A 25067-nucleotide genomic window follows, 5' to 3' on the forward strand; every position below is an offset into this window, starting at 1 on the left:
CGCGCGCCCGCCCCGCCCGCGCGGCGGCGGGCGCCCCGGGCCGCGGTGGTCACTCCGTCAGCAGCGAGAGGTCCTGCTCGGCGGGCGGGACAGTGACCGAGCCGCCGTCGTCGGGGAGTGCCTGGACGGTGAACATCGGCACGTCGTCCTCGGTGTGCTCCAGCATGCGGGCCACGTGCACGGGCCCGCCGGAGACCTTCTCGACGGTGAGCGCGTACACGCCTTGGCCGCCCTCGGGCAGCAGGTCGTCGACCGCCGTGGTGGTCCCCTTCTTCAGCGTGTGGTCGCGGCTGACCGACTTGCCGCCGCCGCTGCCCGGCGACGCGGTGACCGTCACCTCCGCCGCCGCGTCCGGGGCGGTCAGGTAGAGGGTGCCGCCGCGGTCCCCGTCCGCCTCGGCCGGGCTGCCCGCAGCCGTGGCCCTCCCCTCGACCGGGGCGGTGGAGGGGATGAAGGCGATCTCCCGTGCGTCGTCCTTGCCGCGCAGCACCCGCACGGCGGCGACGACCGGGCCGTCGGCGGAGGCGCGCACGGGGCTGAGCACGAGCGAGGCGGGCTCGCCCCGGGTGAGGTCCTTGAGGTCGACGGCGGTGGTCATACCGCTCTTGACGTGCAGCGTCTCCTGACCGGCCGGGGTGAAGGAGCCGTTCGGCCCGGCGAGCCGCACGGCCAGTTCGGCGTCCGACTCGCCCGGTGCGAAGGCGGTCAGCCGCACCTCGGTGGCGTCGGCCGGGATGCCGGGGATCACCACGCGGTCGGCCGCCTGCGCGGCCGGTGCGATCCAGTCGCCGCCGAGCCGCTCGTCCAACGCCTGCACCTGGGCGCCGACGCGGCCGGTGCGCACGGCCACCCGCAGGGTGACGTCGGCGACGGGGTCGGGGGTGAGCGTGGACAGCAGCACGGGGACGGTGGAGCGGCCGGGCACGTTGATGCCGGTGCCGCTGTCCGTCTCGATCCGGCCGTCGGGACCGTGGAGCTGGAGGTCGACGGTGGCCGTGTCCTCGTCGGGGTTGGTGAGGTGCACGGAGTCGTGCCGCTGCTCGGCGGTGCTGACGCCGGAGAACCAGAACCCGGTGTCCGGGGGCGTGCAGTGGGCCCCGTACAGGCCGCGCCCGTCCCCGCCGGTGACGACGGTGGTCTGCTGGACGCTCCAGCCGGGGGCGAGGGCGCCGGTGGCGGTGCCGGTGAGGGCGGTGACCCCCTCCTTCGCGGTGTGCGCCACCGGGGTGCCCGGCCGCTCCAGCGCGACCCGCGCCTCGGCGTCCCCCGGCTCCTCGTCCTGCTCGCTGTTGTCCAGCGTGGAGGGGGCGGGCAGCAGGCCGGCGGCGCTCGGGTCGCCCTCGCCGCCGGGCGGTGTGTAGGCGGTGTACTCGGTGGTCGCCAGCTCGGACGTCGGCGGCTGCGGGCAGACCAGCGTGGCGCGCTCGACGGGACGCCGCTCGGCCGGGGCGGCGCCGGGCGCGGGCTCGCCGCCCGGGTCGGCCACGACGGCGGCCCCGGTGACGGCGGCGAGCGCGGTGACCGTCGCGGCCAGGGCGAGGGCGGGGCGGGTGAGGCTCACTGCTGGCTCCGGTGGTCGTACGTCGTGCCGGTGTCGTCCTGGCCCCCGCCGCCGTAACCGCCCGCGTGGGGCCCGTCGGAGGGGTAGGGCCCCGGCGCGTCGTGGGCGGACTGCCGCGGCGCGTAGGGCTGCGCGGGGTCGTAGGGCTGCCCCGGGCCGTACGGCTGCGCGGCGTCGTACGGCTGCGCGGCGTCGTACGGCTGCGCGGCGTCGTACGGCTGCCCCGCGTCGTACGGCTGCCCCGCGTCGTACGGCTGCGCGGCGTCGTACGGCTGCCCCGCGTCGTAGCCCTGGCCGGGACCGTACGGCCCCTCGCCGCCGTAGGGCTCCTGACGCCCGGGGTACGGCTGCTCCCGCGGGTACGCCTGCCCGGGGGCCTGGTGGCCGCCGGGGGCGTACTGCCCCTGGTCGTAGGGGTGCGGTCGGGCGTACGCGTCCTGGCCGTACGGGGCCCGCGCGGAGCCGTCGTCACCGTGCGGCGGCCGCTGGTCGTACCCGGTGCCGTACTCCCCGGCCGGTGCCGCGTCCCACTCCCGGTGCGCCTGCTGCGCGGGGACGTACGGCGCCTGCTCGGCCTCCCCCTCCGGCGTGGGCCGGGCGGGGGCGGGCGGACCGGCGTCCCCGGCCGGGTCGGCGGGCTCGGGGGCCGGGGCCGCCTGCTCGGCGGCGGCGCGCAGGCGGCGCGCGCGGCGTCCCTCGCCGTCGACGGGCTGCGCGGGCACGGCCGGTGCCTGCGCGTCGGGCAGGTCGTCGTCCACGAGTTGGCGCCGCCCGGGCAGGGCCAGCACCACCACGACGAGCAGCAGGAGCACCTGGGTCCACACCCACACGGTGCGGCTCAGCGGCGTCTCGTAGGTGACCGTCACCGGGCCCGCCTGCGCGGAGAGTTCGAAGCCCTGGGCCCACCCGTCGACGGTGACCGGGGTCAGGGGCCGGCCGTTCTGCGTGGCCCGCCACCCCGGATCGGCGGTATCGGCCAGCCGCAGCACGCGGCCCTCGGGGCCGATCGGCAGCTCGTCGCGCACCTCGACGGGGCCGGCCGCGACGGGCACCGGGTCCTGGCCCTCCGCGACGACGGTGACGCGGGCGATGCCGCCGCCCGTGCCGTCGCCCACCCGCCACAGCTCGCCGGCGTCCTGCTTGCTCAACCGCTCCAGGCCCGGCGTGGCGTTGAGCACCCGCACCATCTCGCGCGGCGCGCCGCCGCGCACGAGCACGTACCGGATGCCGTAGCCGCCCAGCTCCGCGCGCTGGTCGGCGCCCGAGCCCGCGACGAGGCGGGCGACGACGGCGTCCAGCCGCCCGGGCTCCCCGGCGGCGCGGGCGAGGTCGCCGTCCCCGAGCCGCACCCCGGAGCCGCGCACGAGGGTGTAGCGCACCGCCTGGCCCTCGCCGCCGTCGAGGACGAGGGTGCGCGGACGGTCGACGGTGTCGCTCTCCTCGGCGACGAAGGCGGGCACCTGCACGGGGTCGCGGCGCTCCAGCGGGCCGTCGGCGCCCGCGAGCATCCAGTGCGCGGCCGAGACCACCGGGGCGAGTGCGGCCAGCGCGGCGACGAGCACGGCCACCGGCTGCCGCCAGCCGAAGGACTGCGCCGCCACCCGGCCGCGGGCGCCCTCGGCGCCGAGCACGGCGGCGGCGATCAGCGCGAGGCCGTAGGCGAGGGTGGCGGGCCCGGCCCACGCCGACCCGGCCGACAGGACGGCGAAGGCCAGGCTCACCAGGGCCGCGGTCCACGCCGCGAGGACGGCCGTCCGCCGCTCCGGGCGCAGCAGCGCGGCGAGGGCGGCCAGCACCAGCCCGAGCAGCAGCCAGCCCCCGTAGGTGCCGGGGCCGCCGGGGTCCAGGGCGAGCAGGCCGAGCGGGGTGGGCGAGCCGCCGTCGTAGGGCAGCCCGGCTTCGGTCAGGAAGGCCGACGGGCTGGTCAGCAGCGACAGGGACCAGGGGGCGAGCAGCACCAGCGGGGTGACCGGCACGAGCAGCGCCCGCAGCGCGTACGCCCGCGAGCCCCCGCCGCCGCGCAGCCGCACGGCCAGGCAGGCGACCAGGAGCACGAGCGCGAGAGGCCACACCACCGGGGTGAAGGCGGTCGTCACGGTCAGCAGCAGCGCGCTCGCCCACACCGCGCGCCAGCCGGGGCGGGCCCCGCGGCCGCGGTCCAGCCCGCAGACGGCGACCAGGGCACGGGCCAGCGGCGGCAGCAGCACGGCCAGCACGGCGGTGCCCACGCGGCCGGTGGCGAGCGCACCGGTGACGGCGGGCAGGAAGGCGTAGGCGACGGCGCCCCAGGCGCGCGGCAGCCGGGAGGCGACCAGCGGCCGGGAGGCGAAGTAGGCGGAGATCCCGGCCAGCGGCACCGAGCCGACCAGCAGCAGGGTCATGGCGAGCCCGGTGCTGCCGGCCAGCAGCGTGGCCAGCCCGGCGAGCAGCGCGAGGTAGGGCGGCGCGGACCCGGTGCCGCCGACGCCGACGGCGTGCCAGGCGTCGGCGTAGCGCGACCACAGCTCGGCCGGGTCGCCGGGCGCGGGCAGCAGCGCGCCGCCGGCGAGGGCGCCGCCGCCGAGCAGGGCGCGGCAGGCGACGAGCGAGATCAGCAGCAGCGCGGTGAACAGCACGGGGCCGGGCCTGCGGGCGATGCGCCTGAGCCGGGCGAACTGCTCGACCTGGAGGAAGTCCGCGTCCTCCGAGCCCGGGCCGCTCTCCACGGCGCCGCCGTGCCGTCCGACGGGCGCGGTGTCGCTGTCGGCGCGCCGGGCCAGGCCGGCGGCGGCCTGTTCCACCGTGGCGCGCACCGTGGCGCCGGGGGGCGGGAACAGCGGGCGCAGCTCCCGGTGTTCGACGGCCGGGCGGCCCCGTCTGCGGCGGGCGGCCAGCACGAGCCCGGGGCGCAGCAGCACCCGGGACAGGCCGGTGACCTCGTCCAGCGCCTGGCCGGGCACCTTGCCGACGACGTAGGCGAGCGTGCGCACCAGGGTGCCGAGCACCAGCCGCAGGAGCACCCACGGGAGCGTGCGGCCGGGGGCGTTGGCCAGCAGCGTGTAGACGGCGCCGGACTTGTCCACCCGGTGCGGGCCGACCACCGAGCGCCCCGCGCAGTCGATGGGACGGCGCTCGCGCGCGGCCGCCTCGGCGTGCCGCAGCACGGCCTGCGGGGCGACGAGCACGCCGTGGCCGGCCGACTGGGCGCGCCAGCACAGGTCGACGTCGTCGCGCATCAGGGGCAGGCGCCGGTCGAAGCCGCCGAGCCGCTCGAACACCTCGCGCCGCACCAGCATGCCGGCGGTGGAGACGGACAGCACCTGGCGCACCTGGTCGTGCTGGCCCTGGTCCTGCTCGCGCCGGTCCAGGCCCGTCCAGCGGCGGCCGCTGGGGGCGAGCGAGACGCCCACCTCCAGCAGTTGGCGCTGGTTGTACCAGCTCCGCAGCTTCGGTCCGACGACGGCGGCCGACGGGCTGGAGTCCGCCACCCGCAGCAGTTCCAGCAGGGCGTCGGGCTCCGGGGCGCAGTCGTCGTGCAGCAGCCACAGCCAGTGGACCGGCTCCCCGTGCGGGAGTTCGGGCATGTCGTAGGTGTCCATGCGCCAGGTGCGGCTCGCCGGGTCCCAGGCCTCGGGACGCTTGAGGTAGGCGAGGTCGTCCGGGGTGAGCGTCGGCGCGGTGCGGTTCGCCTCCCCGACGGCCGTGCCGAAGCCGGTGCGGCGGGCCAGGTGCAGCACCCGGTCGGGGCCGATGGCGTCGGCGACGAGCTGCGCGGAGGAGTCGGCGCTGCCGGTGTCGGCGGCGATGACGTCCTGCGGCGGCCTCGTCTGGCCGAGGAGTCCGGCCAGCACGTCCGGGAGCCACCGCTCACCGTCGTGGGAAACCAGCACGGCCGTCACGACGTGCTGGGGGAACTCGGGCGCGGCCTGCTCGTACTGGGCCGCCGACTGGCTGTGCACGCTGTGGCCCCGGATGGGTGAAGGGAGCGACGCCCGCGGCGTCGTGGACGGCCCCACCCTAGTAGTACCGGCGCGTGCGGCCGGTCGACGGCGGGGGCGTCCCGCCCGGGGCGGCCGCCGCGCCGCGGTGGTCCTCGCGCTCCCGCCCGTCCCGCCGGACGGCCGGCTCACCGGGTGCCGTCGTGGCGGGCGCCGTGGGGCCGGGCCGTCGTGCCGGGCGCTGTGGGGCCGGGCGCCGGGTGCCGCCGTGCCCGCGCCGTCGGCCGGGCTCAGGTGCCCGGTGCCGCCGGAGCGTGGCCCCGGGTCAGATCGCGGCCTTCTTCAACCGCCGGCGCTCGCGCTCGGACAGACCGCCCCAGATCCCGAAGCGTTCGTCGTTGGCGAGGGCGTACTCCAGGCATTCGGAACGGACTTCGCAGGCGAGGCAGACCTTTTTGGCCTCACGCGTGGAGCCGCCTTTCTCTGGAAAGAACGATTCCGGATCGGTCTGCGCGCACAACGCGCGCTCCTGCCAGCCGAGCTCCTCGTCCGCCTCCTGCACCAGCAACTGCTGGAACGGCTCGGTCATGTGTGCGCGCCCCTTGTCGTCTTTACGTCCCCGTGATGCCGTTGTTATCGATCCCGCGTGAACGACACGAGTGAAATTACAAGCGTGCGATCCGGGGCCGTCAAGCTCGGTTCTGCTATTGAGTCGGTTATTCACTCTGCGGAACCAAGGCACCGCAGAAAGTGTTGAAATAGCCACAAACGATGACAGCGACGCCCGGGATTCGCGAATCCAGACGCCGGTACTGGGAAGGACTCCCCCCACCGGGCCGAACGTTCCGCCCCGCGCTCCGAAGCGACCGGGATCACAGAGTGATCACGGATGCGCAACGGCGTTTGTGCGCACGGTTGCAGCGCCATGTAACCGCTCAGCGCGCGCACAAACCTTTCCGCGTGACACCTCACCGGATGGAGTGAGGTGCGTCGCCCAAACCCCGCACCCGGTTGACAGGTCGCCCACCGGCGCGCTCTGCTTGCTGCCATGGCCTTCCCGCCGGTGAGCTCCGCGCCCGTCCAGGCCCGCACCCGCGGGCCCCTCGGTGCTGCCCGGGCCCACTGTCGCTGTCGCCGCTGTCACCGCCGCTGAGGCCACCGCCCTCCGGCTTCCCCCGGCCGTCCTTCCGGCCCACCGCATCCGCCCGGGTCCGCCCGCGCGGCGTCGCACGTCACCGCACGGCCGCATCGGCACCCGTCTGCCGCTGCCCGCCGTCCCACGCCCCGCCCCGGACCGGCTGCCCCCTCACAGCCACTCCCTCCTCGCCGACAGGAAACCACCGCACGTGAACAGCGACGTCGAAATCGCCGGTGACCCGCTCGCCGTCCCGCACCTGCTGCCACCCGCCCCGGCGCACCCCAGCACCGTCGCCGACTTCGCCGGGCTCGCCCGCGCCGTCGCGGCCGACCGCGCCGGCTGGGCCCCGCTCGTCCGCTACGACGCGACGACGCGCTGGTACCACCGGCTGCGCACCGGCCCCGGCTTCGAGGTGTGGCTGCTGAGCTGGCTGCCGGGGCAGGGCAGCGGCCCGCACGGCCACGGGCCCTCCAGCGGCGTGTTCACCGTGCTGGACGGGCGGCTCACCGAGCACGCGGGCCCGGTGACGCGCATCCTGCGCCCGGGCACCCAGCGGGTGTTCGCGCCCGGGTACGCGCACGCGGTCGTCAACGACGCGCTGGAGCCCGCCGTCAGCCTGCACGTGTACTTCCCCGGGTTGACCGAGATGCCGATGCACGCACCGCGGTGCTCGGCCGCCGCACGGGAAACCCCGCGGGTCGGTCCGCGGGGGACCGGCGCCCGGGAGGCCGCCCCCGGCACCGTCGGCTGACACCGCCTCACGCCGGGCTGACACACTGTGCGGCATGCGCATTGTGGTTCTGGCCGGAGGCATCGGCGGTGCCCGGTTCCTGCGCGGCCTCACATCGGCCGCGCCCGACGCGGAGATCACCGTCATCGGCAACACCGGCGACGACATCCACCTGTTCGGGCTGAAGGTCTGCCCGGACCTGGACACCGTGATGTACACCCTGGGCGGCGGCATCCACGAGGAACAGGGCTGGGGCCGGGCGGGCGAGACGTTCGCGGTGAAGGAGGAGCTGGCCGCCTACGGCGTCGGACCGGAGTGGTTCGGCCTGGGCGACCGCGACTTCGCCACCCACATCGTGCGCACCCAGATGCTCGGCGCGGGCTACCCGCTCAGCGCCGTCACCGAGGCCCTGTGCGCGCGGTGGCAGCCGGGCGTGCGGCTGCTGCCGATGACCGACGACCGGGTGGAGACCCACGTCGTCGTCGACACCGCGGAGGGCCGCAAGGCCGTGCACTTCCAGGAGTACTGGGTGGGCATGCGGGCGTCGGTCGACGCGCACGCGGTGGTGCCGGTGGGCGCCGAGCAGGCCAAGCCCGCGCCCGGCGTGCTGGACGCGATCGCCCAGGCGGACACCGTCCTGTTCCCGCCGTCCAACCCGGTGGTCAGCATCGGCACGATCCTGGCCGTCCCCGGGGTGCGCGAGGCGATCGCGGACGCCGGGGTGCCGGTCGTCGGCCTCTCCCCCATCGTCGGCGGCGCGCCGGTGCGCGGCATGGCCGACAAGGTGCTGTCCGCGATCGGCGTGGAGACGACCGCCGCCGCCGTGGCCGCGCACTACGGCTCCGGGCTGCTGGACGGCTGGCTGGTCGACACCTCGGACGCCGACGCCGTACCCGGCGTGGAGGCCGCCGGCATCCGCTGCCGGGCGGTGCCCCTTCTGATGTCGGACGCCGACGCCACCGCCGCGATGGCCCGCGAGGCGCTCGCGCTGGCCGAGGAGGTGCGCGCGTGAGCGACGCGGTGCCCGGTTACCGGGTGTGGGCCCTGCCGGGCATCCCGGAGGTGCGGCCGGGCGACGACCTGGCCCGGCTCGTCGCGGACGCCGCCACCGCGGACGGGCTGCCGGGGCTCGCCCACGGGGACGTGCTGATCGTCACCTCCAAGATCGTGAGCAAGGCCGAGGGCCGCGTCGTCGAGGCGGCCGACCGGGAGGCGGCGATCGACGCCGAGACCGTGCGGGTGGTCGCCCGGCGCGGCCCGGCCCGCATCGTGGAGAGCCGCCACGGGTTCGTGATGGCCGCCGCGGGGGTGGACGCGTCCAACACGCCCGCCGGCACCGTCCTGCTGCTGCCCGAGGACCCGGACGCCTCGGCGCGCCGCATCCGCGAGGGCGTGCGCGACCTGCTGGGCGTGGACGTCGGCGTGGTCGTCACCGACACCTTCGGGCGGCCCTGGCGCGTGGGGCAGACGGACGTGGCGGTGGGCGCGGCCGGGGTGCGCGTGCTGGCCGACCTGCGCGGCGGCACGGACGCCCACGGCAACCCGCTGGGCGTCACGGTCACCGCCGTCGCCGACGAGCTGGCGGGCGCGGGCGAGCTGGTGAAGGGCAAGGCGGACGGGCTGCCCGTCGCCGTCGTGCGCGGGCTGCCGCAGCACGTGCTCGGCGCGGCGCTGGGCGCGGCGGACGAGGGCACCGGCGCGGCGGAGCTGGTGCGGGACGCGCGCGCGGACATGTTCCGCCTGGGCACCTCCGAGGCCGTGCGCGAGGCGGTGGCGCAGCGCCGCACCGTGCGGGAGTTCACCGACGAGCCGGTGGACGGCGCGGCGGTGCGGCGGGCCGTCGCCCTGGCCGTCACGGCCCCGGCGCCGCACCACACCACGCCCTGGCGCTTCGTGCTGCTGGAGAGCGCGTCGGTGCGGGAGCGGCTGCTGGCGGCCATGCGGGAGGCGTGGATCGCGGACCTGCGCGCGGACGGCCGCGGCGAGGAGGCGATCGCCCGCCGGCTGCGCCGCGGCGACGTGCTGCGCCGCGCCCCGTACCTGGTGGTGCCGTGCCTGGTCGCGGACGGCGCGCACGCCTACCCGGACGCGCGGCGGGCCGCGGCCGAGCGGGAGATGTTCGTCGTCGCGGCCGGGGCGGGGGTGCAGAACTTCCTGGTCGCCCTCGCGGGCGAGGGCCTGGGCTCGGCGTGGGTGTCCTCCACGATGTTCTGCCGGGACGTCGTGCGGGACGTGCTCGGACTCCCGCCCGGGTGGGACCCGATGGGCGCGGTCGCCGTCGGACGCGCCGCCGCGCCGCCGCGTCCCCGCCCGCCGCGCACCGCGGAGGAGTTCACCGTCGTGCGCTGACGCGGCGGGCGGCGCACCGGCGTCCCGCGTCCGGACCGTGCCCCCGGCCGACGGCGCGGGCCCGGGTCATCACAGCAGGGCGATGTCGCGGGGCTCCATGCGCGGTGCGCGGCGGGGCATGGCGGGACCGGCGGCCAGGATCAGCCGGGCGGCGCGGTGCCGCTGCCCGGCGTAGGGGGCGAGCAGCTCCAGCATGCCCGCGTCGTCGGTGTCCCGGCGGCCGGTGAGGGCGTAGCCGACCTGCCGGGGCAGGTGCAGGTCGCCCAGCGTGAGGGCGTCCGGGTGACCGCCGGCGCGCTGGAGGGTCTCGGCGGCCGTCCACGGGCCGATGCCGGGCACGGCCTGGAGGCGGCGCAGGGCCCGCGGCAGCTCCATCGCGGCGGCCTCCTCCAGCCGCGGGGCGACGCGCGCGGCCCGGACGGCCGCCGCCGAGCGCTTGGCGTCCACCCCGGCCCGGTGCCACTCCCAGGACGGGATCAGCGCCCACCCGCGCGGCTCCGGCATCACGTACAAACCCTGCGGCCTGCCCTCGGCCGGGCCGGGCGCCGGCTCGCCGAAGCGGCGCAGCAGGCGGCCCCACGCGCGGTAGGCCTCGTTCGCGGTGACCTTCTGCTCCAGCACGGCCGGGATCAGCGACTCCAGCACCAGCCCGGTGCGCACCAGCCGCAGCCCCGGGTGGCGCCGGTGCGCCTCGCGGGTGAGCCGGTGGTGGGCGACGAACTCCTCCGGCCGGTCCTCCGCGCCGAGCAGCGCGGGGAGCCGCTCCAGCACCCAGGACGCGCCCGGACCCCAGGCCCGCGCCTCGACGTCGGCGCGCCGCTGGAGCAGGCGGACGGTGACGGGGCCCCGCGGCGTCCGGCTGGCCCGCCACACCACGCCGGAACCGGTGCGGCACGCCGGGTCGTACGGGCCGCGCTGGAGCACGCCGAGGCTGCGGCACAGGTCGTACGGGCCGGACGGGGCCCAGGTGCGGACGAAGGACACCCGGACAGGCTAACCGGAGGGCCACCACACCCCGCGGCGCATGCGGCGGCGCACGGCGCACGGCCCCGGCGCGGGAAGGCGGCGGCATACGGGCCGCGCGACGCGAGACGGCACGCGGGGTCGCCAGGGCGCGGGGCGCCCCGCGCCGGGCGGACTCAGGCGACGTCGGCCGAGAAGCGCACGGAGCCCGCCGGGATGCGGGCGTCGCACCAGATGCGGATGCCCGCGCGCAGCTCGTTGTCCACGCCGACGACCGCGCCGTCCCCGATCACCGCGCCGTCCAGCACGCTGCGCGCGCCGACCCGGGCGCCGGCGCCCACCAGCGAGTCGCGCACCACGGCGCCGGGCCCGACGACCGCGCCGTCCAGCAGGATGCTGCCCTCCACCCGGGCCCCCGGCCCCACCTCGGCGCCGGCGCCGACCGTCGTGCCGCCGGTGAGCTTGGCGTCCGGGGCGACCCGGGCGCCGTCCAGCACCAGGTGCTCCCCGCGCCGTCCCGGCACGGCGGGCGAGGGCGCGCGGCCGAGCACGAGGTCGGCCGAGCCGCGCACGAAGGCGTGCGGGGTGCCCAGGTCCAGCCAGTAGGTGGAGTCGACCATGCCCTGGAGATGGGCGCCGTCGGCCAGCAGGCCGGGGAAGGTCTCGCGCTCGACGGAGACGGGGCGGCCGTCCGGGATGGTGTCGAGGACCGAGCGGGTGAAGACGTACGCGCCGGCGTTGATCTGGTCGGTGACGATCTCCTCGGGGGTCTGCGGCTTCTCCAGGAAGGCGGTGACGCGGCCGTCGGCGTCGGTGGGCACGAGCCCGAACGCGCGCGGGTCCGGCACCCGCGTCAGGTGCAGGGAGACGTCGGCGCCGCTGGTGCGGTGGGTGGCGACGAGGGCTCCGATGTCCAGGCCGGTGAGGATGTCGCCGTTGAAGACGAGCACGGGGTCGCCGGGGGCGGAGTGCAGGCGTGCGGCGACGTTGCGCAGCGCGCCGCCGGTGCCCAGCGGCTCCTCCTCGGTGACGTACTCCAGGTGCAGGCCGAGGGCGGAGCCGTCGCCGAAGTGGGGTTCGAAGACCTCGGCGAGATAGGAGGTGGCGAAGACGACGTGCTCCACGCCGGCCGCCCGGGCGCGGACGAGCTGGTGGGTGAGGAAGGGCACGCCGGCGGCCGGGACCATGGGCTTGGGCGTGTGGACCGTCAGCGGGCGCAGCCGGGTCCCCTTGCCTCCGACGAGGAGGATCGCTTCTGTCACCGTCGTCCTGCTTCCTGCCGGGGCGCCTGGAGGTTACCGCTGGGTTGGAACGGCGGCCAGTGTAGGCGGCGGACCCGGGCGACGGGGCCCCGGATGGCGAATCCGGGGCCGTCGTCGCACGTCGGTGAAGCCTGGCGTCAGCGGCCCTGGAGCCGGGAGGCGAGGTCGCGGATGGCGGGCAGCGCGGCGTAGAGCTTCTCGCCGGGGCACTCGGTGTTGAAGCCGTCCCGGTGGCCGGAGACGGTCTTCATGGTGACCTTGCGGCCCTTCGGGTACTTGCCGCCCCCGGAGGTCAGCGTGACGCTCCCGCCGGGGTCGCCCGCCCGGTGGATGCCCAGCTTCCAGCCCAGCAGCTTGGCCACGCCCTCGCGCGCGTCCTTGCTCGGCGCGGTCGAGCTGTAGGTGCCCAGCACGGCGACGCCGGTGGAGTCGTGGTTGAAGCCGTAGGTGTGGGCGCCCATCACGGCGTTGCGGACGCCGCCGGCCCGGCCCTCGTAGATCTTGCCGCACTTGTCGACGAAGAAGTTGTAGCCGACGTCGCGCCAGCCCAGGCTGCTGACGTGGTACTTGTAGATGCCGCGGATGACCGCGGGGGCCTCGGCGCAGGTGTAGTTGTTGCTCATCGCCGTGTGGTGGACGAACGCGGCCTTGACCGTGTCGGTGTACAGGTACTCCCGCTCGCGCAGGCTCTCGTCCGCGCCCCAGCCGCTCCGGGTGACGATGCCGGGTCGCGGGCCGACGAGGTCCCGCGCCCCGTCGGCGTCTTCGGTGTCGGCGGGCCCGGCGCCGAAGACACCGTCGGCCAGGTCGGCGAACCACTCCTCGCTCAGCGCGGACGCCGCGGGGCCCAGCCCCGCCAGGCGGGCCGCGAGGGCCTCGTGCGCCACGCCGGGGGTCTGGTCGGACGGGGCGGCGGCGCGGGTGGTGAACGCGGCGGCGTGCGGGCCGGTGCCGGTGTCCGCCGTGCCGGCGTCCGCCGGTTCCTCGGGAGCGAGGAAGCCGCCCTCGCGCTCCTCCGGGGCAGCGGGCCGCCGGCCGTCCGGCGCCAGGGTTCCGGGCCCGGCTCCGGGGTCGACCAGTTCCAGCCGGAGCCCGGCCGGAAGCCCCGGGATCGGCGTCCCGGCCCCGTGGGCCGCGTGGGCCGCTCCGTGGGCCGCGTCGTGCCCGGGGCCGTGGTGCGCCGGGTCGGCGGAGTCGGGGCCGGCCGCCGGGAGCACCCGGACGGCCACCCCGTCCGACGGGCCCACCCACAGCGGGGCCGTGCTGCCGCGCACCGTGCCGAGGCGGCGCTCGGCGGAGTCGGGGTCGGGGGCGTCGTCGGTGTGGGTCAGCAGGTCCTGCCAGCCGGACCAGACGCCGGTCCGCGCGTCCCGGGTCCGCACCTGGGGGCGCCCGTGCAGTTCCTGCTCCTGGTCCTCCCAGACGACGCCGACCATGGAGAACGGCTCGACGGTCCGCCGGGGGAGCCCCGCCAGCGCGCCGCCGCCGGCGCGGTCGGCCGCGGCGCCGGGGTCGAGGGTGTTCAGGGGCAGCGAGCGGTTGCCGGACGGGCCGGGGGCTCCGGCGGCCGCCGCGGGCTGCCGCGTGGCGTCGGTGGCGAGGGCCGTCGGCGCGAGAGAGGCGAGGAGTGCGGCCGAGCAGACCACTCCGATCGAGGAAGCGAAAAGTGCACGCATAGTCATGATGGTGGTCATATCCGGTTACGTATGTCTATCCACCACCTGACGCCCTTTCGCCCTGATATGTCGTCAGCGTCCCTCACACGGACGAGGCGCTGACGCGGGGCCAGCGGGGCCGGGCCGTACCCTGGCGCGCATGAACGCCACCGACCGCACCCCCGCCGACCTGCTGAGATCCGCCCTCGCCGGCGACCCGGCCCGCCCCCTGGTGACCTTCTACGACGACGCCACCGGGGAACGCGTCGAACTCTCCGTCGCCACCTTCGCCAATTGGGTGGCCAAGACGGCCAATCTGCTCCAGGACGAGCTCTCCGCCGAACCCGGCGACCGGGTGGCGCTGCTGCTGCCCGCGCACTGGCAGACCGCGGTGTGGCTGCTCGCCTGCTCCTCCGTCGGCGCGGTGGCCGCGCCGGGGGGCGAGCCGGGTGAGGCCGACCTGGTCGTCGCCGGTCCGGACGCGCTGGAGCGGGCGCGCGAGTGCTCCGGGGAGCGGGTGGCGCTCAGCCTGCGTCCCCTGGGCGGACGCTTCCCGCAGCCACCCGAGGGCTTCCTCGACTACGCCGTGGAGGTCCCCGGCCAGGGCGACCACTTCGCCGCCTACGCGCCGCCGACGCCGGACGGGGCGGCGCTCGCCGTGGCGGGCGCGGAGCTGACCGGCGCGGCGGTCGTCGAGCGGGCGCGGGCCGACGCCGCGGCGCTCGGCCTGGCACCGGGCTCGCGGCTGCTGTCCGCGCGCGGGTACGACGACTGGGAGGGGCTGTCGCACGGCCTGCTGGCCCCGCTGGCGGCGGGCGGCTCGGTGGTCCTGTGCCGCCACCTGGACGCCGAAGCCCTCGCGTCCCGCCGCGAGGCGGAGCGCGTGACGCACACCTCGCTCCCGGCCTGACCCGGCGGCCGGGGCCGTCGGCGGCTCCGGCCCCCCGCGGGGTGAGGCCGGGCCCCGTCCACGGCCCCCGGCCTCACCCGGTCGGCCCCGCGTCCGCCGTGGGGCGGTGGTCGGGTTCCGGCCCCGGGTCCACACTGGACGGAGGAACTGTCCGCGACCGTCGGTTGGGGCCGCGTACAACCACACGCGGCCCTCGGGTGTCTGCCTGGGCAGCCGGTTTCGCACGCGCGTGCGCACGATTCCGGCCAGCCGCCGAGCGTGAGGGATGGACGTCGTGACCAACGCCGATGCCGAGGGTCCCCCGGAGGGCGGGCGGCCGGAGCACGGGCGCCCGGCCGGTGCCGACCGCCCGGGGCAGGACGCGGCGGGGCGGCCGCCCGGGTCCGCGGGCGGCGGCCGGCCGCCGGGGCGGCGCAGGTGGCTGCGGTGGGCGGCGCTGGGCGGGGCCGCGCTCGTCCTCCTGGCCGCCGGGGTGGGCTGGGCGCTCTACGCCGAGCTGGAGGACAACATCACCACCGACACCGGCACGGCGCGCATCCTGCGGGAGTACGAGGAGCAGCGGCCCGAGCCAGCGCGGCACGAGGCGACGAACATCCTGATCATCGGCTCCGACACCCGGGGCGGCTCCAACGCCGCGTACGGCGAGGACAGCGGCACCGCGCGCTCGGACACCACCATCCTGCTGCACCTGGGCGCGGACCGGGAGAGCGCGACGGCGGTGTCCATACCGCGCGACCTGATGGTCACCGTTCCGGCCTGCACGGGGCGGGACGGTGAGCGCAAGGGCGAGCAGTTCGCCCAGTTCAACTGGGCCTACCAGTTCGGCGGGGCGGCGTGCACGATCCGCGCCGTCGAGGAGCTCACGGACATCCGCGTCGACCACCACATGGTCATCGACTTCGCGGGGTTCAAGAAGATCGTCGACTCGGTGGGCGGCGTGGAGGTCTGCCTGCCCGAGCCGGTGCACGACCGGGACGCCAAGCTGCGCCTCCCGGCCGGGCGCCAGACGCTCGACGGCGAGGAGGCGCTCGGGTACGTGCGGGCCCGGCACGCCCTGGGCAACGGCAGCGACACCCAGCGCATGGCCCGGCAGCAGGAGTTCCTGGCCTCCCTGTTCCAGAAGGTGCGCGGCAACGGCGTCCTGATGAACCCCGCCAAGCTCTACCCGGTGCTGGACGCCACGACGTCCTCGATCACCGCCGACCCGGGCCTGAACTCGCTGACGGAGCTGTACGACCTGGTGCGCAGCGTGCGGGACATGCCCGAACGGGGCGTGGCGTTCCTGACCGTGCCGCGCCAGCCCTACAGCCAGAACCCGAACCGCGACGAGCTGGTGCAGCCGGAGGCCGACCGGCTGTTCGCCCTGCTGCGCGCCGACCGCCCGGTGGACGTGGGCAACGACCCGCGGCCCGCGGAGACCGACCCGGACGGCGACGGGAACGGCGGCGAGGACGGGAACGGCGACGGCGGTGGGCAGGACGGCCAGGGGCGCGGGGAGACCCCCTCACCCTCCCCCACCTACCGTGGCTCGACGGCGGCGGAGGGTAGCTGCGGGTGAGTGCACCGGCACCGGCACCGGGTGCCCGGCCGCGTCGTCCGGCTTTGCCGTGAGATGCCGGATTAGGACACCGGTTTGTTGCCCACCGGCATGGCCTGTCACCGAACCGGACGGATAGTGTGTGCGCTCGACCGACCGCCCCGACCACCGGAGCGCTCCGAGGGGAGAAGCGCCGCCCGGCACAACGGAGGACTCACGCGACGTGGACGCGCAAGGCCGTGGTCACGCGGGGGATATCGACCCCGCCGATCAGTGGGTGTTCAACCCCCATACCGGCAGCTACGAACTGCGTCTGCCCGGCCCCGGTGACCCCGCGGGCACCGGCTCGGGCGCCCGCACCCCCACCCCGCCCCGGCCGCGCAGAGCCGACCCCGCGGAAGGGCCCGCACGGGGCGCCGCCCGCACGGCCGCGGGCGCCGGTTCCGCTCCGCGCGCGGCCGACGCCCGCCGCCGGGTCACCGCCGAACCGCGGGACCCCGAGCGCCCGGGCACCGAGCGCCGCGTCCCCGGCCAGCGCTCCCGCCGCGCCGGGAGCCCCCCCGAGGCCGCGCCGCACAGCCGCCGCAAGCCGAAGCCGAAACCGCCGACGAGGAAACGGGTGCTGCGCTGGGGCGGCGGCGCGCTGGCCCTGCTGGTGCTGGGCGGCTGCACGACGGCGTACGTCATCGTCTCCGACCTCAACGACAACATCGACAAGGTCGACGTCGGCATCAGCAACCCGGCCACCGCCGGGAAGCCCGTGAACATCCTGCTGATCGGCACCGACGCGCGCACCGGCAAGGGCAACGAGGGCTACGGCGACGCGGACAGCATCGGGCACGCCGACACCACGCTCCTGCTGCACGTCTCCGAGGACCGCTCCAACGCCACCGTCCTGAGCTTCCCCCGGGACATGATCGTCGACATTCCCGACTGCGAGACCGTGCAGCCGGACGGCACCAGGGAACTCGTCCCCGGCGAGCAGGGCGTGCGCTTCAACGAGAGCCTGGGGCAGCACGGCCGCGACCCGGGCTGCACGTGGCGCACCGTCCAGGAGCTCACCGGCATCGAGATCAACCACTTCATGATGGCCGACTTCAACGCCGTCAAGACCCTCTCGACGGCCGTGGGCGGCGTCGAGGTGTGCGTGAGCAAGGACATCGACGACCCCAAGTCGCACCTGGAGCTGACCGCCGGGCGGCACGTGATCGCGGGTGAGCAGGCACTGGCGTTCGTCCGCACCCGCGACAGCGTCGGCCAGCGCAGCGACCTGAGCCGCATCGAGCTCCAGCAGCAGTTCCTCGGCTCGATGTTCCGCAAGATGAAGTCCAGCGACACCCTCACCGACCCGGGCAAGCTCTACGACATCGCCCAGGCCGCCACCAAGGCGCTCACCGTCGACACGGAGATCGGCGACGTGGAGTCCCTCTCCGGCCTCGCCCGCGACCTGTCGAAAGTGAACCCGAAGAACATCACCTTCGCGACCGTCCCGGTGCTGGACAACCCGAACGAGGAGGTCGCCACCACCGTCGTGCTGAACGAGGCGAAGGCCCGACCGCTGTTCCAGATGGTCAAGGCGGACAAGTCGCTGACGGCCGAGCGGGAGAAGGAGCGGGAGGAGAAGGAGAAGGAGGCCGGGCGGCCCGCGCCCGCGGTCCCCGCGGCGGAGGTGCGCGTGCAGGTGCTCAACGGCGGCGGGCCCATGGGCTCCGCGCAGCAGACGGTCGCCTGGCTGCAGAACGACCACGGCGTGTCGCTGGCCACCAACGCGGGCAACGCGACGGCCGAGCAGGAGGAGACGACGCTCACCTACGGGCCCGACCAGGCCGGGCAGGCGGCGACGCTCACCGAGCTGATGGGCCTGCCGAAGTCCGCGCTCACCGAGCGGGACACGGGCGACGGCGGGCCGATGACGCTCGTGCTCGGCCCGGACTTCGTCGCCGCCGGCACCCCGCTCACGGCCCCCGACCAGGCGCCCGAGGACATCCAGCGCATCAACGGCGCGGATCAGGACGTGTGCGCCAAGTGACGCGCGTCCGGCCGGGCGAGGGGGAGGGCCGGTGCGGCCGGTAGGCAGGGACGCCGCGCACGAGCGCGCCGCGCGGGAGGCGCAGGCCCGGGGCTGGGACGACAGCCGGTACGACGACGGGCCCCGGACGGCCCGCGCCGCCCCGGAGCCGGGCGCCGCCCCGGGCGCCGGAGGCGGCGACGGCGCACACCCGACCGACGGGCACCGGACCGACGGGCACCGGACCGACGCGAACGGCGGCGGCCCGCACGGCGCCGACGCGAACGGTGGCGGCCCGCACGGTGGCGACGCCGACGGTGCCGACGGCGGCGCGGGGCCGCCCGTCCGCCCCGCGCCCCGGTCGCGCAGGCGGCGCCTCCTGCGCTGGGCCGCGCTCACCGTCTCCGTCCTGATACTCGGCACGTCCGGCGTCGGCTACCTCTACATCGACGGCCTCAACGACAACATCCGCAAGGGCGAGCTCCACCTCGGCGACAACAAGCTCGACAGCGCCAAGCCCAACGCCGCTGGGCAGACCCCGCTCAACATCCTGCTCCTGGGCTCCGACAGCCGGAACTCCGACGCGAACGTGCGGCTGGGCGGCTCCCGCGCCGACCGCGGCCGGCCGCCGCTCGCGGACGTGCAGATGCTGCTGCACCTGTCGGCCGACCGCTCCAGCATGTCCGTGCTGTCCATACCGCGCGACACCCGGGTGACCATCCCGCGCTGCACCGACCCGGAGGACGGCACGGTCTACCAGGAGCGCACCGGCAAGATCAACACCAGTCTGCAGAACGGCGGTCCCGGCTGCACGGTGGCCACGTGGGAGGAGCTGACCGGCGTCCCCGTCGACCACTTCGTCATGGTCGACTTCGCGGGCGTCGTCGCCATGGCGGACGCGGTCGGCGGCGTCCCGGTGTGCGTGGACAAGAACGTCCACGACCCCAAGTCCGGGCTGCGCCTGGAGGCGGGCGAGTCCGTGGTCAGGGGCGAGCAGGCGCTCCAGTGGCTGCGCACCCGGCACGGCTTCGAGGACGGCAGCGACCTGGGCCGCGCCAAGGCCCAGCACCAGTACATGAACGCCATGGTCCGCCAGCTCAAGGCGGGCACGAAGCTGAGCAACCCCGTCAAGCTGCGCAACCTCGCCGAAGTGGCCACCCAGGCGCTCACCGTCGACGAGGGCCTGGACTCCGTCGGCAAGCTGTTCGGGCTGGCCAACCAGCTCCGGCAGGTGCCGACCGAGCGCATCACCATGGCCACCATGCCCTGGGTCTACTCCCCCGGCGGCAGCTACGTGCTGCCCAAGGAGGGGGACGCGGAACAGGTCTTCTCGATGCTCCGGCGCGACGTGGCGCTGGACGGCCAGGACGAGCCGCCCGCCGCCGCACCGAGCCCGGCACCGGAACCGTCGGCCGACCCGGCGGCGATCGCCGTGCGCGTGCTGAACGGCACCGGGACGGCCGCCCAGGGCCCGGTCGGCGGACGGGCGGCGGCGATCGCCGAGGAGCTGCGGGCGGCCGGGTTCACCCAGGCCGCGGCGGGCGAGGAGCCCCGCTCGCAGTGGGACACGGTGCTGGCCTACGGCGCCGCGGACGACCGGGCGGCCGCCCGCGCCGTGGCCGAGGCGCTCGGCCTGCCCGACAGCGCCGTGCGGCACTCCGCGGACGCCACCGGCCTCACCCTGGTCATCGGCGCCGACTGGCGCCAGGGCAGCACGTACCCGGCGTCCGCCACCCCCTCCCCGGGCGCGGGACCTCCCGACGACAACGCGCCGCCGGAATCCCTCGACGGCCTCCACGGCGACGACTCCTCCGCCTGCATGACCGTCAACCCCGCCGCCACCTGGTGACCCACCAGGCCCCAGCGCGCGGCCCCGCACGGCGGCCGAACCGAGCGGCCGACCCAAGTGCGTTCCGCACCGCGCGGGCGAGGCACGGCAGGAGCCTGCCACTGATCGGAACCGGGAAGGGGAAGGGAAACGCGCGGACGCGGAGCAGGCCCGCCGAGTTGACGCCGTGCTGAGGCGACCAGGGATTCCGGACGTGGTCGCACCGGAGAACCCGGAGGACTCCGCCGGTGCACGGCGCGTCTACGACAAGGTTGATTCCGCCACCCGCCTCGATGTGACCGCCGCCGCACTGGCGGCCGTGGCGGCCGGACTCCCCGACGAGAAACCCGGTTCCGGACCGACGCGAGGGTGCGTCGTCCGGCCCGAGCACGAAGGAGTACGTGCCACCCTCCAGGCGTACCGGGCAGTGCCTGCGGAGGAGCGTGCGGCACGTCGTCTGGAGGTGAAGGAAGTCGCGGTGCGGCTCGGCGGGCTGGAGAAGAGCGGGTGAAGCAGACGGACGTTTCCTCGGACGTCGTGCCGGCCTCACCGATCGCCCTGCGGGTGGCGCGGGAGCTGGCGGAGGAACCACGTGCCTCTGCGCTGGCCGTCTACCGCACGGCCGTGGAGGTCGCGTTGTCCTTCTCCACCGGCTCTGCAAGGGGGCGCGAAGACGAGTCCGACCCGGTAACGGACCAGGAGGCCGCCACGCGCCTGGCGGAGTGCCTACGACGGGAGGACGCGCTCGGCGGGCGTCGGGGACTGACGTTCCCGCAAGCCGTGGTCTCGGCGGCCGACGACGCGCCCATGCGGCTGACCCCACCGCAGGTGGCCTCCTCCGGCGCCGCCTCGCTGCTCGGCAAGCCGCCGGGCGCCCTGTGGACGTCGTCCTTCCTGACGCCGGACCACCCCGCGTGGACCGCGATGGTGGACACCGGATACGTGCCGGTGCGACGCCCCTTCGCCTGCACGGAGTTCCTGGCGGATCCGGACGAGGTGGAGATCTTCACCATCGATTCCGGAGCGGATTTCGGCGCACTGTGCGACGAGTTCGCCGTGGCGTCGGGCCACGGTCTTGCGGTGGTGGACTGGCGGAAGGTGGCCGAGGCGTATCACGCGGTACGTCTCACCGTCAGTGGTCTGCTCCTGGCTCAAGAGGTCACCGTCCACAGTCGGCACGGTGCCGCGACCTTGCGGGGCTGGGACTCGGAGTGCACCGCATGGCTCAGACTCCCCGACTCCGCTCGGCTGGGGAAGCGCAGGCTCCTCACCTGAGTCGCTGACGCCTGGAACGCCCCGGAGGGCGAACGACGTGCGCGAGGACACCACCGCCATGTTCTCCGCAGGGGCCGAGCACCGCGGTCGGGCCGCCGTCACAACGATGTTCACGCCCGGCAACGGCCCTGATCGGGCCGCAGCGGGCGGAAAGCCGGGGGTGCCCCTACGGACCTTTGCAACAGCTTCTGACCTGCAACAACCCTGCTAGGGAAGGTGCCTGGCCCTCACGATACGCTGGACCTGGTTGGCGCCCTCGGAGATCTGGGTGCTTGACGGAGAACGAGCCTCTGACCTGCGTGAAGGCCTCTTCCATGGAGTGCTCCCCAGGATTCCCCAATGATCACGGACGCGGGTCCTGGCTGATCTCGTCCATGAGCATCCGCAGGGTCAGGGAATGCTTCTCCGGAGGAAGCCGGTCGAGAGCGGCCCGCGCGTACGCCACGCCGCCCGCCTGGTCCCCGGCCCGCGCGAGCATCAAGCCACGGTGGATCTCCAGATGCGTGGCGAACCTCGGCAGGGCTTCCGGCAGCTCCTTCCGCGCCGCCTCCTGCGCCTCCACCGCCCGCTTCTCCTCGCCCACGCGGGCCAGGAGCAGGGACGTGAAGACGTTCATGCGCCACCAGGGCACCGCGTAGTCACTGGTTTGTTCGTAGGACGCCGAGGCGTCGAAGACCCGCCGTCCCTGCTCCATGAGGCGCAGGGCCGTGTCCCGGTCGCCCCGGAGGGCTGCCGCGTGGGCCTTCCCCATCATCGCGTTCAGCAGTCCCAGCGAGGGCTTGTCGCTGATCGCCATGGCCTGGTCCCCCAGTACGTCGGCCACGCCGAGGGACGCCCCTTCGTAGCCCAGAGCGATCGACGCGCGGCCGCGGACCCACACCCGGGTCTGTTCGTCCCCGGATTCGTCCGCTGCCCGGGCCGCCATGCGGTACCAGGTGACAGCCTTGGAGCCGTCCGACCCCGGGAAAGTCTTGGCGTACAGCGTCATGAGCCGTGAGGCGACGGACCAGAGGCGGGGGTTGTCGAGCTGCTGCTGCACGACCACCAGCTCTCGGGCTACCCGGCGCTGGATGTCGGCGGCCCCCAGGCTCATGTACTCCGTCCCGTAGGCCGCCAGCCTCTCCTCCCAGTCGTCCAGGGCAGGGCCACCGTGAAGGCGCGCCGCGAAGCCCGTGGCCAGCAGGTCGGAGGCGACCACGGGAGCTATGGCGGTGGCGGCTACGTCGCCGAGGAATGTCCGTCGCTTCACTTCGCCTTCCAGGACAGCCAACGGCACATCGAGCACAGCCGAGAGGCACCGCAGGTAGAACGGCCCCGGCGCCACCTTGCCACGCTCCCACCGGCTCACGTACTCGCGGGTGAGGCTGGTCCCGAACTCGTGATTCAGTCGCGAGGCGAGCCGGCCCTGGCTCCATCCTCGCGCTTCCCGTAGGTCCTTGATCAAGCGCCCCATGGCCATGGGCTCATCTTGCCCTTACTGATGCCCCTACGTAGTGGCGCAACGTCAGTTGGCCCTATGAATGACCCTAGTTGTCCGCAGCGTTCGCGTCGAAAGTGGTGTGTGTCACTCAACGACATGGAGGCCACACCCATGGTGACTCCCGGGCTGAACTCTCAAGCCGCACCCGGAGTGGGGACCATAACGCCTGCGGGGCGAGACGAGGCAACTGACGAGATCGAGGACGCCGAGGCGGCCTGTGACGACCTGGAGGACGCGCTTGGCGCCCTGGGGCTCACGCTGCCGTCGCTGGAGGTGGACCTTGGCCCAGGCGGCGAGTGGCGGCCCGCTTCGCCGCTGCTCATCGAACTGGGCCGCTGCAACGTGGCGACGGCCCGTGCTCTGACGACCGCTCTTCGGTCTATTGCCGCCGTGGGGGTGGAGCGGTGACGGAGCAGCCCGATGTGCCCACCATGGAGCGGAACGACGCCGGGGCAGCGACCGACGATGCGGCCCCCACCCTGGCGGAGCTGAACGAGCGGCACGAAGCCCTGCACGCCCGCATCACCGAGCACCTCAACCTGTTGAGGGGGCAGTGATGCGGAAGGTGTACGGGGTGCGGCGGTTCGCCGTTGAGGCGGACGTGGAGCCGGATGCGGAGCCGTCCACGGTGGCGCTGGGGCGGGCCGTGTGCGAGGAGTCCAGCCCGGCCGTGGAACTGTCCCGGCAGCACGCGCCCGGCACGCGAGAGGTGGCGCGGCGGTCGGCGGCCGGATGGGTGCGCCAGCACCAGGAGAGGAACCGGGAGCACTTCGCCTACCGCCTGGTGGAAACCCACCCCTACCGGCTGGTTACCGGGGGCTGGCTGTGACGACGGTCCATGACGGCTACTGGTGCGAAACGGTGGCCCGGAGCCCGGAGGCGGAAGGGGAATGGATACTCGGTGGGTACCGGGCCAGCACACCGCGTCTGGCGCTGCGGTGGATGCGGAACCAGGCCCGCCGCCTGTCCGATGCCCTGGACCCACTTCCCGGCCGTGGCCCGTTTCCGCCGGATGGTCTCCGGGAGGTCGGGCCGCACGGACCGAACCCGGGACGGATCTTCCGGGAGTGGGCAACGGATCTCCGGTTTCAGGAGGTGCAATTGGGAGCCCTGGTGAACGGTCGGCACATCAGCGTCAACGCGGGCGGCCCGGACCGCGTATGGGGGCGGTGTGACGCGGATGTCTATTACTCCCTGTCGTGCCGCCCGATCGCTCTCGACTTCCTGACCGACTGGGAATCACTAGCACCGCAGTACGCGCACGTCTGACAGACTCCCGCCCCGCCGGGAAGGAACGGCACATCCCACGGCACGGCCCCCAGCAGAGGGCGGGTCAAGCTTCCGGCTCGGACAGAGCGGGAAGGAAGAGCACTTCCCATCACCGAAGAGAAGGGGAAGAAATGCACACAGCAACGCTCGAAGACCAGACCGGGGCGGGTCTGGCTCTGGACCGGCCGGAGAGCCGGTTCGCGCTCGACCGGGGAACAGCTCCGGCGCTTCCCGATCTGACCGACCACACGGGTCCTGCCCCGCTGGCCTTCCGGTTCCTCGCGGCGGTTACGGAGTCGGGCGGCATCCTGCCGGGCGATATCGAGTACGACGAGGAGACGCAGACCGGCACGTACGAGGGACTTCCAACGGGTGTCTTCATGACGAAGAACCCGCCGAAGACCTACGGTCCGACTCAGCCGACAGGGCAGATGGACGCGCCCGACGACCCGGGGCCGAGTGACGACTGATGGCCGAAGCCGGAACAGTCCTCGTGCTGGCAGGCCGCTTTGACCCAACGGCGGACCTGGTGATTGAGGAGCTGAACCGGCGTGCCGTGCCCGTCTTTCGGGCCGACATGGCAGAGTTTCCGCTGAGGCTGGCACTGTCCGCCAGCCTCAGCGGGGACGGCTGGCACGGCACGCTCAGTACAAGCCGCCGGACGCTGGAGTTGGCGGCAGTGCGCTCCGTCTATTACCGCAGACCCACCCGCCCGCGGTTTCCGGAAGGCATGTCATCAGAAGCCCGAAAGGTAGCTGAGCGGGAAGCGCGTTTGGGCTTCGGTGGTCTGCTCGCCGCCCTCCCGTGCAGATGGCTGCCCCCGCCGGGCAAGGCCGCTGACGCTGAGTACAAACCTCTTCAGCTTCGTATCGCTGCCGAATCGGGGCTGAGTGTGCCGCGAACGCTCATCACCAACAAGCCCAGTGCGGCACGGCACTTCTCGGAAGTAGTGGCGGGCGCTGTGATCTATAAGCCCTTCTCTCACGTCCGAGGTGTCATCGACGAGCGTACGGCAGCCGTATACACCAGTATCGTAAACCCTGAAGACCTCTCTCGGGCCGATGTCACCACAACGGCCCATCTATTCCAAGAATGGGTCCCGAAGGCGTACGAAGTGAGGCTCACGGCAGTTGGGGGCAGAGTCTTCGCAGTCGAGATTCACGCGGGTTCCGATGCGGGGCGCAT

Annotated in this window: 21 protein-coding genes; 14 read left to right on the plus strand and 7 right to left on the minus strand. The window is 74.8% G+C overall.

Annotated features, from left to right (window positions below):
* Window positions 1-49: 49 nt before the first annotated feature.
* The 3 genes from OSB71_RS22500 to OSB71_RS22510 form a co-directional block, all read right to left on the minus strand.
* On the minus strand, window positions 50-1561 hold the full coding sequence (locus OSB71_RS22500; protein WP_265950630.1) for a DUF5719 family protein: 1512 nt from the start codon (window positions 1559-1561) through the stop codon (window positions 50-52).
* Window positions 1558-5499 (minus strand): glycosyltransferase, encoded by a 3942-nt coding sequence (locus OSB71_RS22505; RefSeq protein ID WP_265950631.1) that lies wholly within the window; start codon window positions 5497-5499, stop codon window positions 1558-1560. The genes OSB71_RS22500 and OSB71_RS22505 overlap by 4 nt, the downstream gene beginning before the upstream one ends.
* A 304-nt stretch (window positions 5500-5803) precedes the next feature.
* The gene (locus tag OSB71_RS22510; protein WP_265950632.1) at window positions 5804-6067 is read right to left on the minus strand and encodes a WhiB family transcriptional regulator; all 264 of its coding nucleotides are present in this window, start codon (window positions 6065-6067) and stop codon (window positions 5804-5806) included.
* Window positions 6068-6824: 757 nt separating this feature from the next.
* On the opposite strand from OSB71_RS22510, the gene OSB71_RS22515 reads away from it, so the two are divergent.
* The 3 genes from OSB71_RS22515 to OSB71_RS22525 are packed head-to-tail and all read left to right on the plus strand — an operon-like array spanning window position 6825 to window position 9695.
* Complete coding sequence (locus OSB71_RS22515; RefSeq protein ID WP_265950633.1) at window positions 6825-7367, plus strand: cysteine dioxygenase; 543 nt, start codon at window positions 6825-6827, stop codon at window positions 7365-7367.
* Window positions 7368-7401: 34 nt separating this feature from the next.
* Complete coding sequence (gene cofD / locus OSB71_RS22520; protein WP_265950634.1) at window positions 7402-8358, plus strand: 2-phospho-L-lactate transferase; 957 nt, start codon at window positions 7402-7404, stop codon at window positions 8356-8358.
* Entirely contained in the window at window positions 8355-9695 is a 1341-nt protein-coding gene (locus tag OSB71_RS22525; protein WP_265950635.1) for a coenzyme F420-0:L-glutamate ligase, read from the plus strand. Before cofD ends, OSB71_RS22525 begins: the two co-directional genes overlap by 4 nt.
* 69 nt (window positions 9696-9764) lie before the next feature.
* Here the strand turns inward: OSB71_RS22525 and OSB71_RS22530 are convergent, their stop codons facing one another.
* The 3 genes from OSB71_RS22530 to OSB71_RS22540 form a co-directional block, all read right to left on the minus strand.
* Entirely contained in the window at window positions 9765-10679 is a 915-nt protein-coding gene (locus tag OSB71_RS22530; RefSeq protein ID WP_265950636.1) for a DNA-3-methyladenine glycosylase family protein, read from the minus strand.
* A gap of 155 nt (window positions 10680-10834) precedes the next feature.
* Entirely contained in the window at window positions 10835-11920 is a 1086-nt protein-coding gene (gene manB / locus OSB71_RS22535) for a mannose-1-phosphate guanylyltransferase (RefSeq protein ID WP_265950637.1), read from the minus strand.
* Window positions 11921-12057: 137 nt separating this feature from the next.
* Entirely contained in the window at window positions 12058-13596 is a 1539-nt protein-coding gene (locus tag OSB71_RS22540) for a peptidoglycan recognition protein family protein (RefSeq protein ID WP_265950638.1), read from the minus strand.
* Window positions 13597-13735: 139 nt separating this feature from the next.
* On the opposite strand from OSB71_RS22540, the gene OSB71_RS22545 reads away from it, so the two are divergent.
* The 6 genes from OSB71_RS22545 to OSB71_RS22570 all read left to right on the plus strand — a co-directional run bounded on the left by OSB71_RS22545 (window position 13736) and on the right by OSB71_RS22570 (window position 21133).
* Window positions 13736-14485 (plus strand): TIGR03089 family protein, encoded by a 750-nt coding sequence (locus OSB71_RS22545; protein WP_265950639.1) that lies wholly within the window; start codon window positions 13736-13738, stop codon window positions 14483-14485.
* A 265-nt stretch (window positions 14486-14750) separates the two neighbouring features.
* Window positions 14751-16043: an LCP family protein gene (locus tag OSB71_RS22550; RefSeq protein WP_416237314.1), complete on the plus strand. Its 1293-nt coding sequence runs from the start codon at window positions 14751-14753 to the stop codon at window positions 16041-16043.
* Window positions 16044-16245: 202 nt separating this feature from the next.
* Window positions 16246-18051, plus strand: a complete 1806-nt coding sequence (locus tag OSB71_RS22555) for an LCP family protein (protein ID WP_265950641.1) — start codon at window positions 16246-16248, stop codon at window positions 18049-18051.
* A 31-nt stretch (window positions 18052-18082) separates the two neighbouring features.
* A complete protein-coding gene (locus OSB71_RS22560; RefSeq protein WP_265950642.1) occupies window positions 18083-19879 on the plus strand; it encodes an LCP family protein in 1797 nt (598 codons plus the stop codon).
* Between the two features lie 193 nt (window positions 19880-20072).
* On the plus strand, window positions 20073-20369 hold the full coding sequence (locus tag OSB71_RS22565) for a hypothetical protein (RefSeq protein ID WP_265950643.1): 297 nt from the start codon (window positions 20073-20075) through the stop codon (window positions 20367-20369).
* The gene (locus OSB71_RS22570; RefSeq protein WP_265950644.1) at window positions 20366-21133 is read left to right on the plus strand and encodes a hypothetical protein; all 768 of its coding nucleotides are present in this window, start codon (window positions 20366-20368) and stop codon (window positions 21131-21133) included. The genes OSB71_RS22565 and OSB71_RS22570 overlap by 4 nt, the downstream gene beginning before the upstream one ends.
* 343 nt (window positions 21134-21476) lie before the next feature.
* On the opposite strand, the gene OSB71_RS22575 is transcribed toward OSB71_RS22570, so the two are convergent.
* Entirely contained in the window at window positions 21477-22592 is a 1116-nt protein-coding gene (locus OSB71_RS22575) for a helix-turn-helix domain-containing protein (protein WP_265950645.1), read from the minus strand.
* Between the two features lie 102 nt (window positions 22593-22694).
* On the opposite strand from OSB71_RS22575, the gene OSB71_RS22580 reads away from it, so the two are divergent.
* The 5 genes from OSB71_RS22580 to OSB71_RS22600 form a co-directional block, all read left to right on the plus strand.
* Window positions 22695-23021: a hypothetical protein gene (locus tag OSB71_RS22580; protein WP_323055336.1), complete on the plus strand. Its 327-nt coding sequence runs from the start codon at window positions 22695-22697 to the stop codon at window positions 23019-23021.
* A 23-nt stretch (window positions 23022-23044) separates the two neighbouring features.
* A complete protein-coding gene (locus tag OSB71_RS22585; protein WP_265950646.1) occupies window positions 23045-23170 on the plus strand; it encodes a hypothetical protein in 126 nt (41 codons plus the stop codon).
* Window positions 23170-23442 (plus strand): DUF7848 domain-containing protein, encoded by a 273-nt coding sequence (locus OSB71_RS22590; RefSeq protein WP_265950647.1) that lies wholly within the window; start codon window positions 23170-23172, stop codon window positions 23440-23442. The genes OSB71_RS22585 and OSB71_RS22590 overlap by 1 nt, the downstream gene beginning before the upstream one ends.
* Before the next feature lie 571 nt (window positions 23443-24013).
* On the plus strand, window positions 24014-24352 hold the full coding sequence (locus OSB71_RS22595; RefSeq protein ID WP_265950648.1) for a hypothetical protein: 339 nt from the start codon (window positions 24014-24016) through the stop codon (window positions 24350-24352).
* Window positions 24352-25067 (plus strand): MvdC/MvdD family ATP grasp protein (locus tag OSB71_RS22600; protein WP_265950649.1); only part of this gene is annotated, 716 nt, incomplete at its 3' end. The genes OSB71_RS22595 and OSB71_RS22600, both read left to right, overlap by 1 nt.

It is taken from the genome of Streptomyces marinisediminis (genome assembly GCF_026262575.1).
GTDB lineage: Bacteria > Actinomycetota > Actinomycetes > Streptomycetales > Streptomycetaceae > Streptomyces > Streptomyces marinisediminis.

Coding starts and splice junctions, on each gene's coding strand:
- OSB71_RS22510 (WP_265950632.1), bottom strand. CDS start 6,067: ATGACCGAGCCGTTCCAGCAGTTGCTGGTGCAGGAGGCGGACGAGGAG.
- cofD (WP_265950634.1), top strand. CDS start 7,402: ATGCGCATTGTGGTTCTGGCCGGAGGCATCGGCGGTGCCCGGTTCCTG.
- OSB71_RS22540 (WP_265950638.1), bottom strand. CDS start 13,596: ATGCGTGCACTTTTCGCTTCCTCGATCGGAGTGGTCTGCTCGGCCGCA.
- OSB71_RS22545 (WP_265950639.1), top strand. CDS start 13,736: ATGAACGCCACCGACCGCACCCCCGCCGACCTGCTGAGATCCGCCCTC.
- OSB71_RS22550 (WP_416237314.1), top strand. CDS start 14,751: ATGGACGTCGTGACCAACGCCGATGCCGAGGGTCCCCCGGAGGGCGGG.
- OSB71_RS22575 (WP_265950645.1), bottom strand. CDS start 22,592: ATGGCCATGGGGCGCTTGATCAAGGACCTACGGGAAGCGCGAGGATGG.
- OSB71_RS22585 (WP_265950646.1), top strand. CDS start 23,045: ATGGAGCGGAACGACGCCGGGGCAGCGACCGACGATGCGGCCCCCACC.
- OSB71_RS22590 (WP_265950647.1), top strand. CDS start 23,170: ATGCGGAAGGTGTACGGGGTGCGGCGGTTCGCCGTTGAGGCGGACGTG.
- OSB71_RS22595 (WP_265950648.1), top strand. CDS start 24,014: ATGCACACAGCAACGCTCGAAGACCAGACCGGGGCGGGTCTGGCTCTG.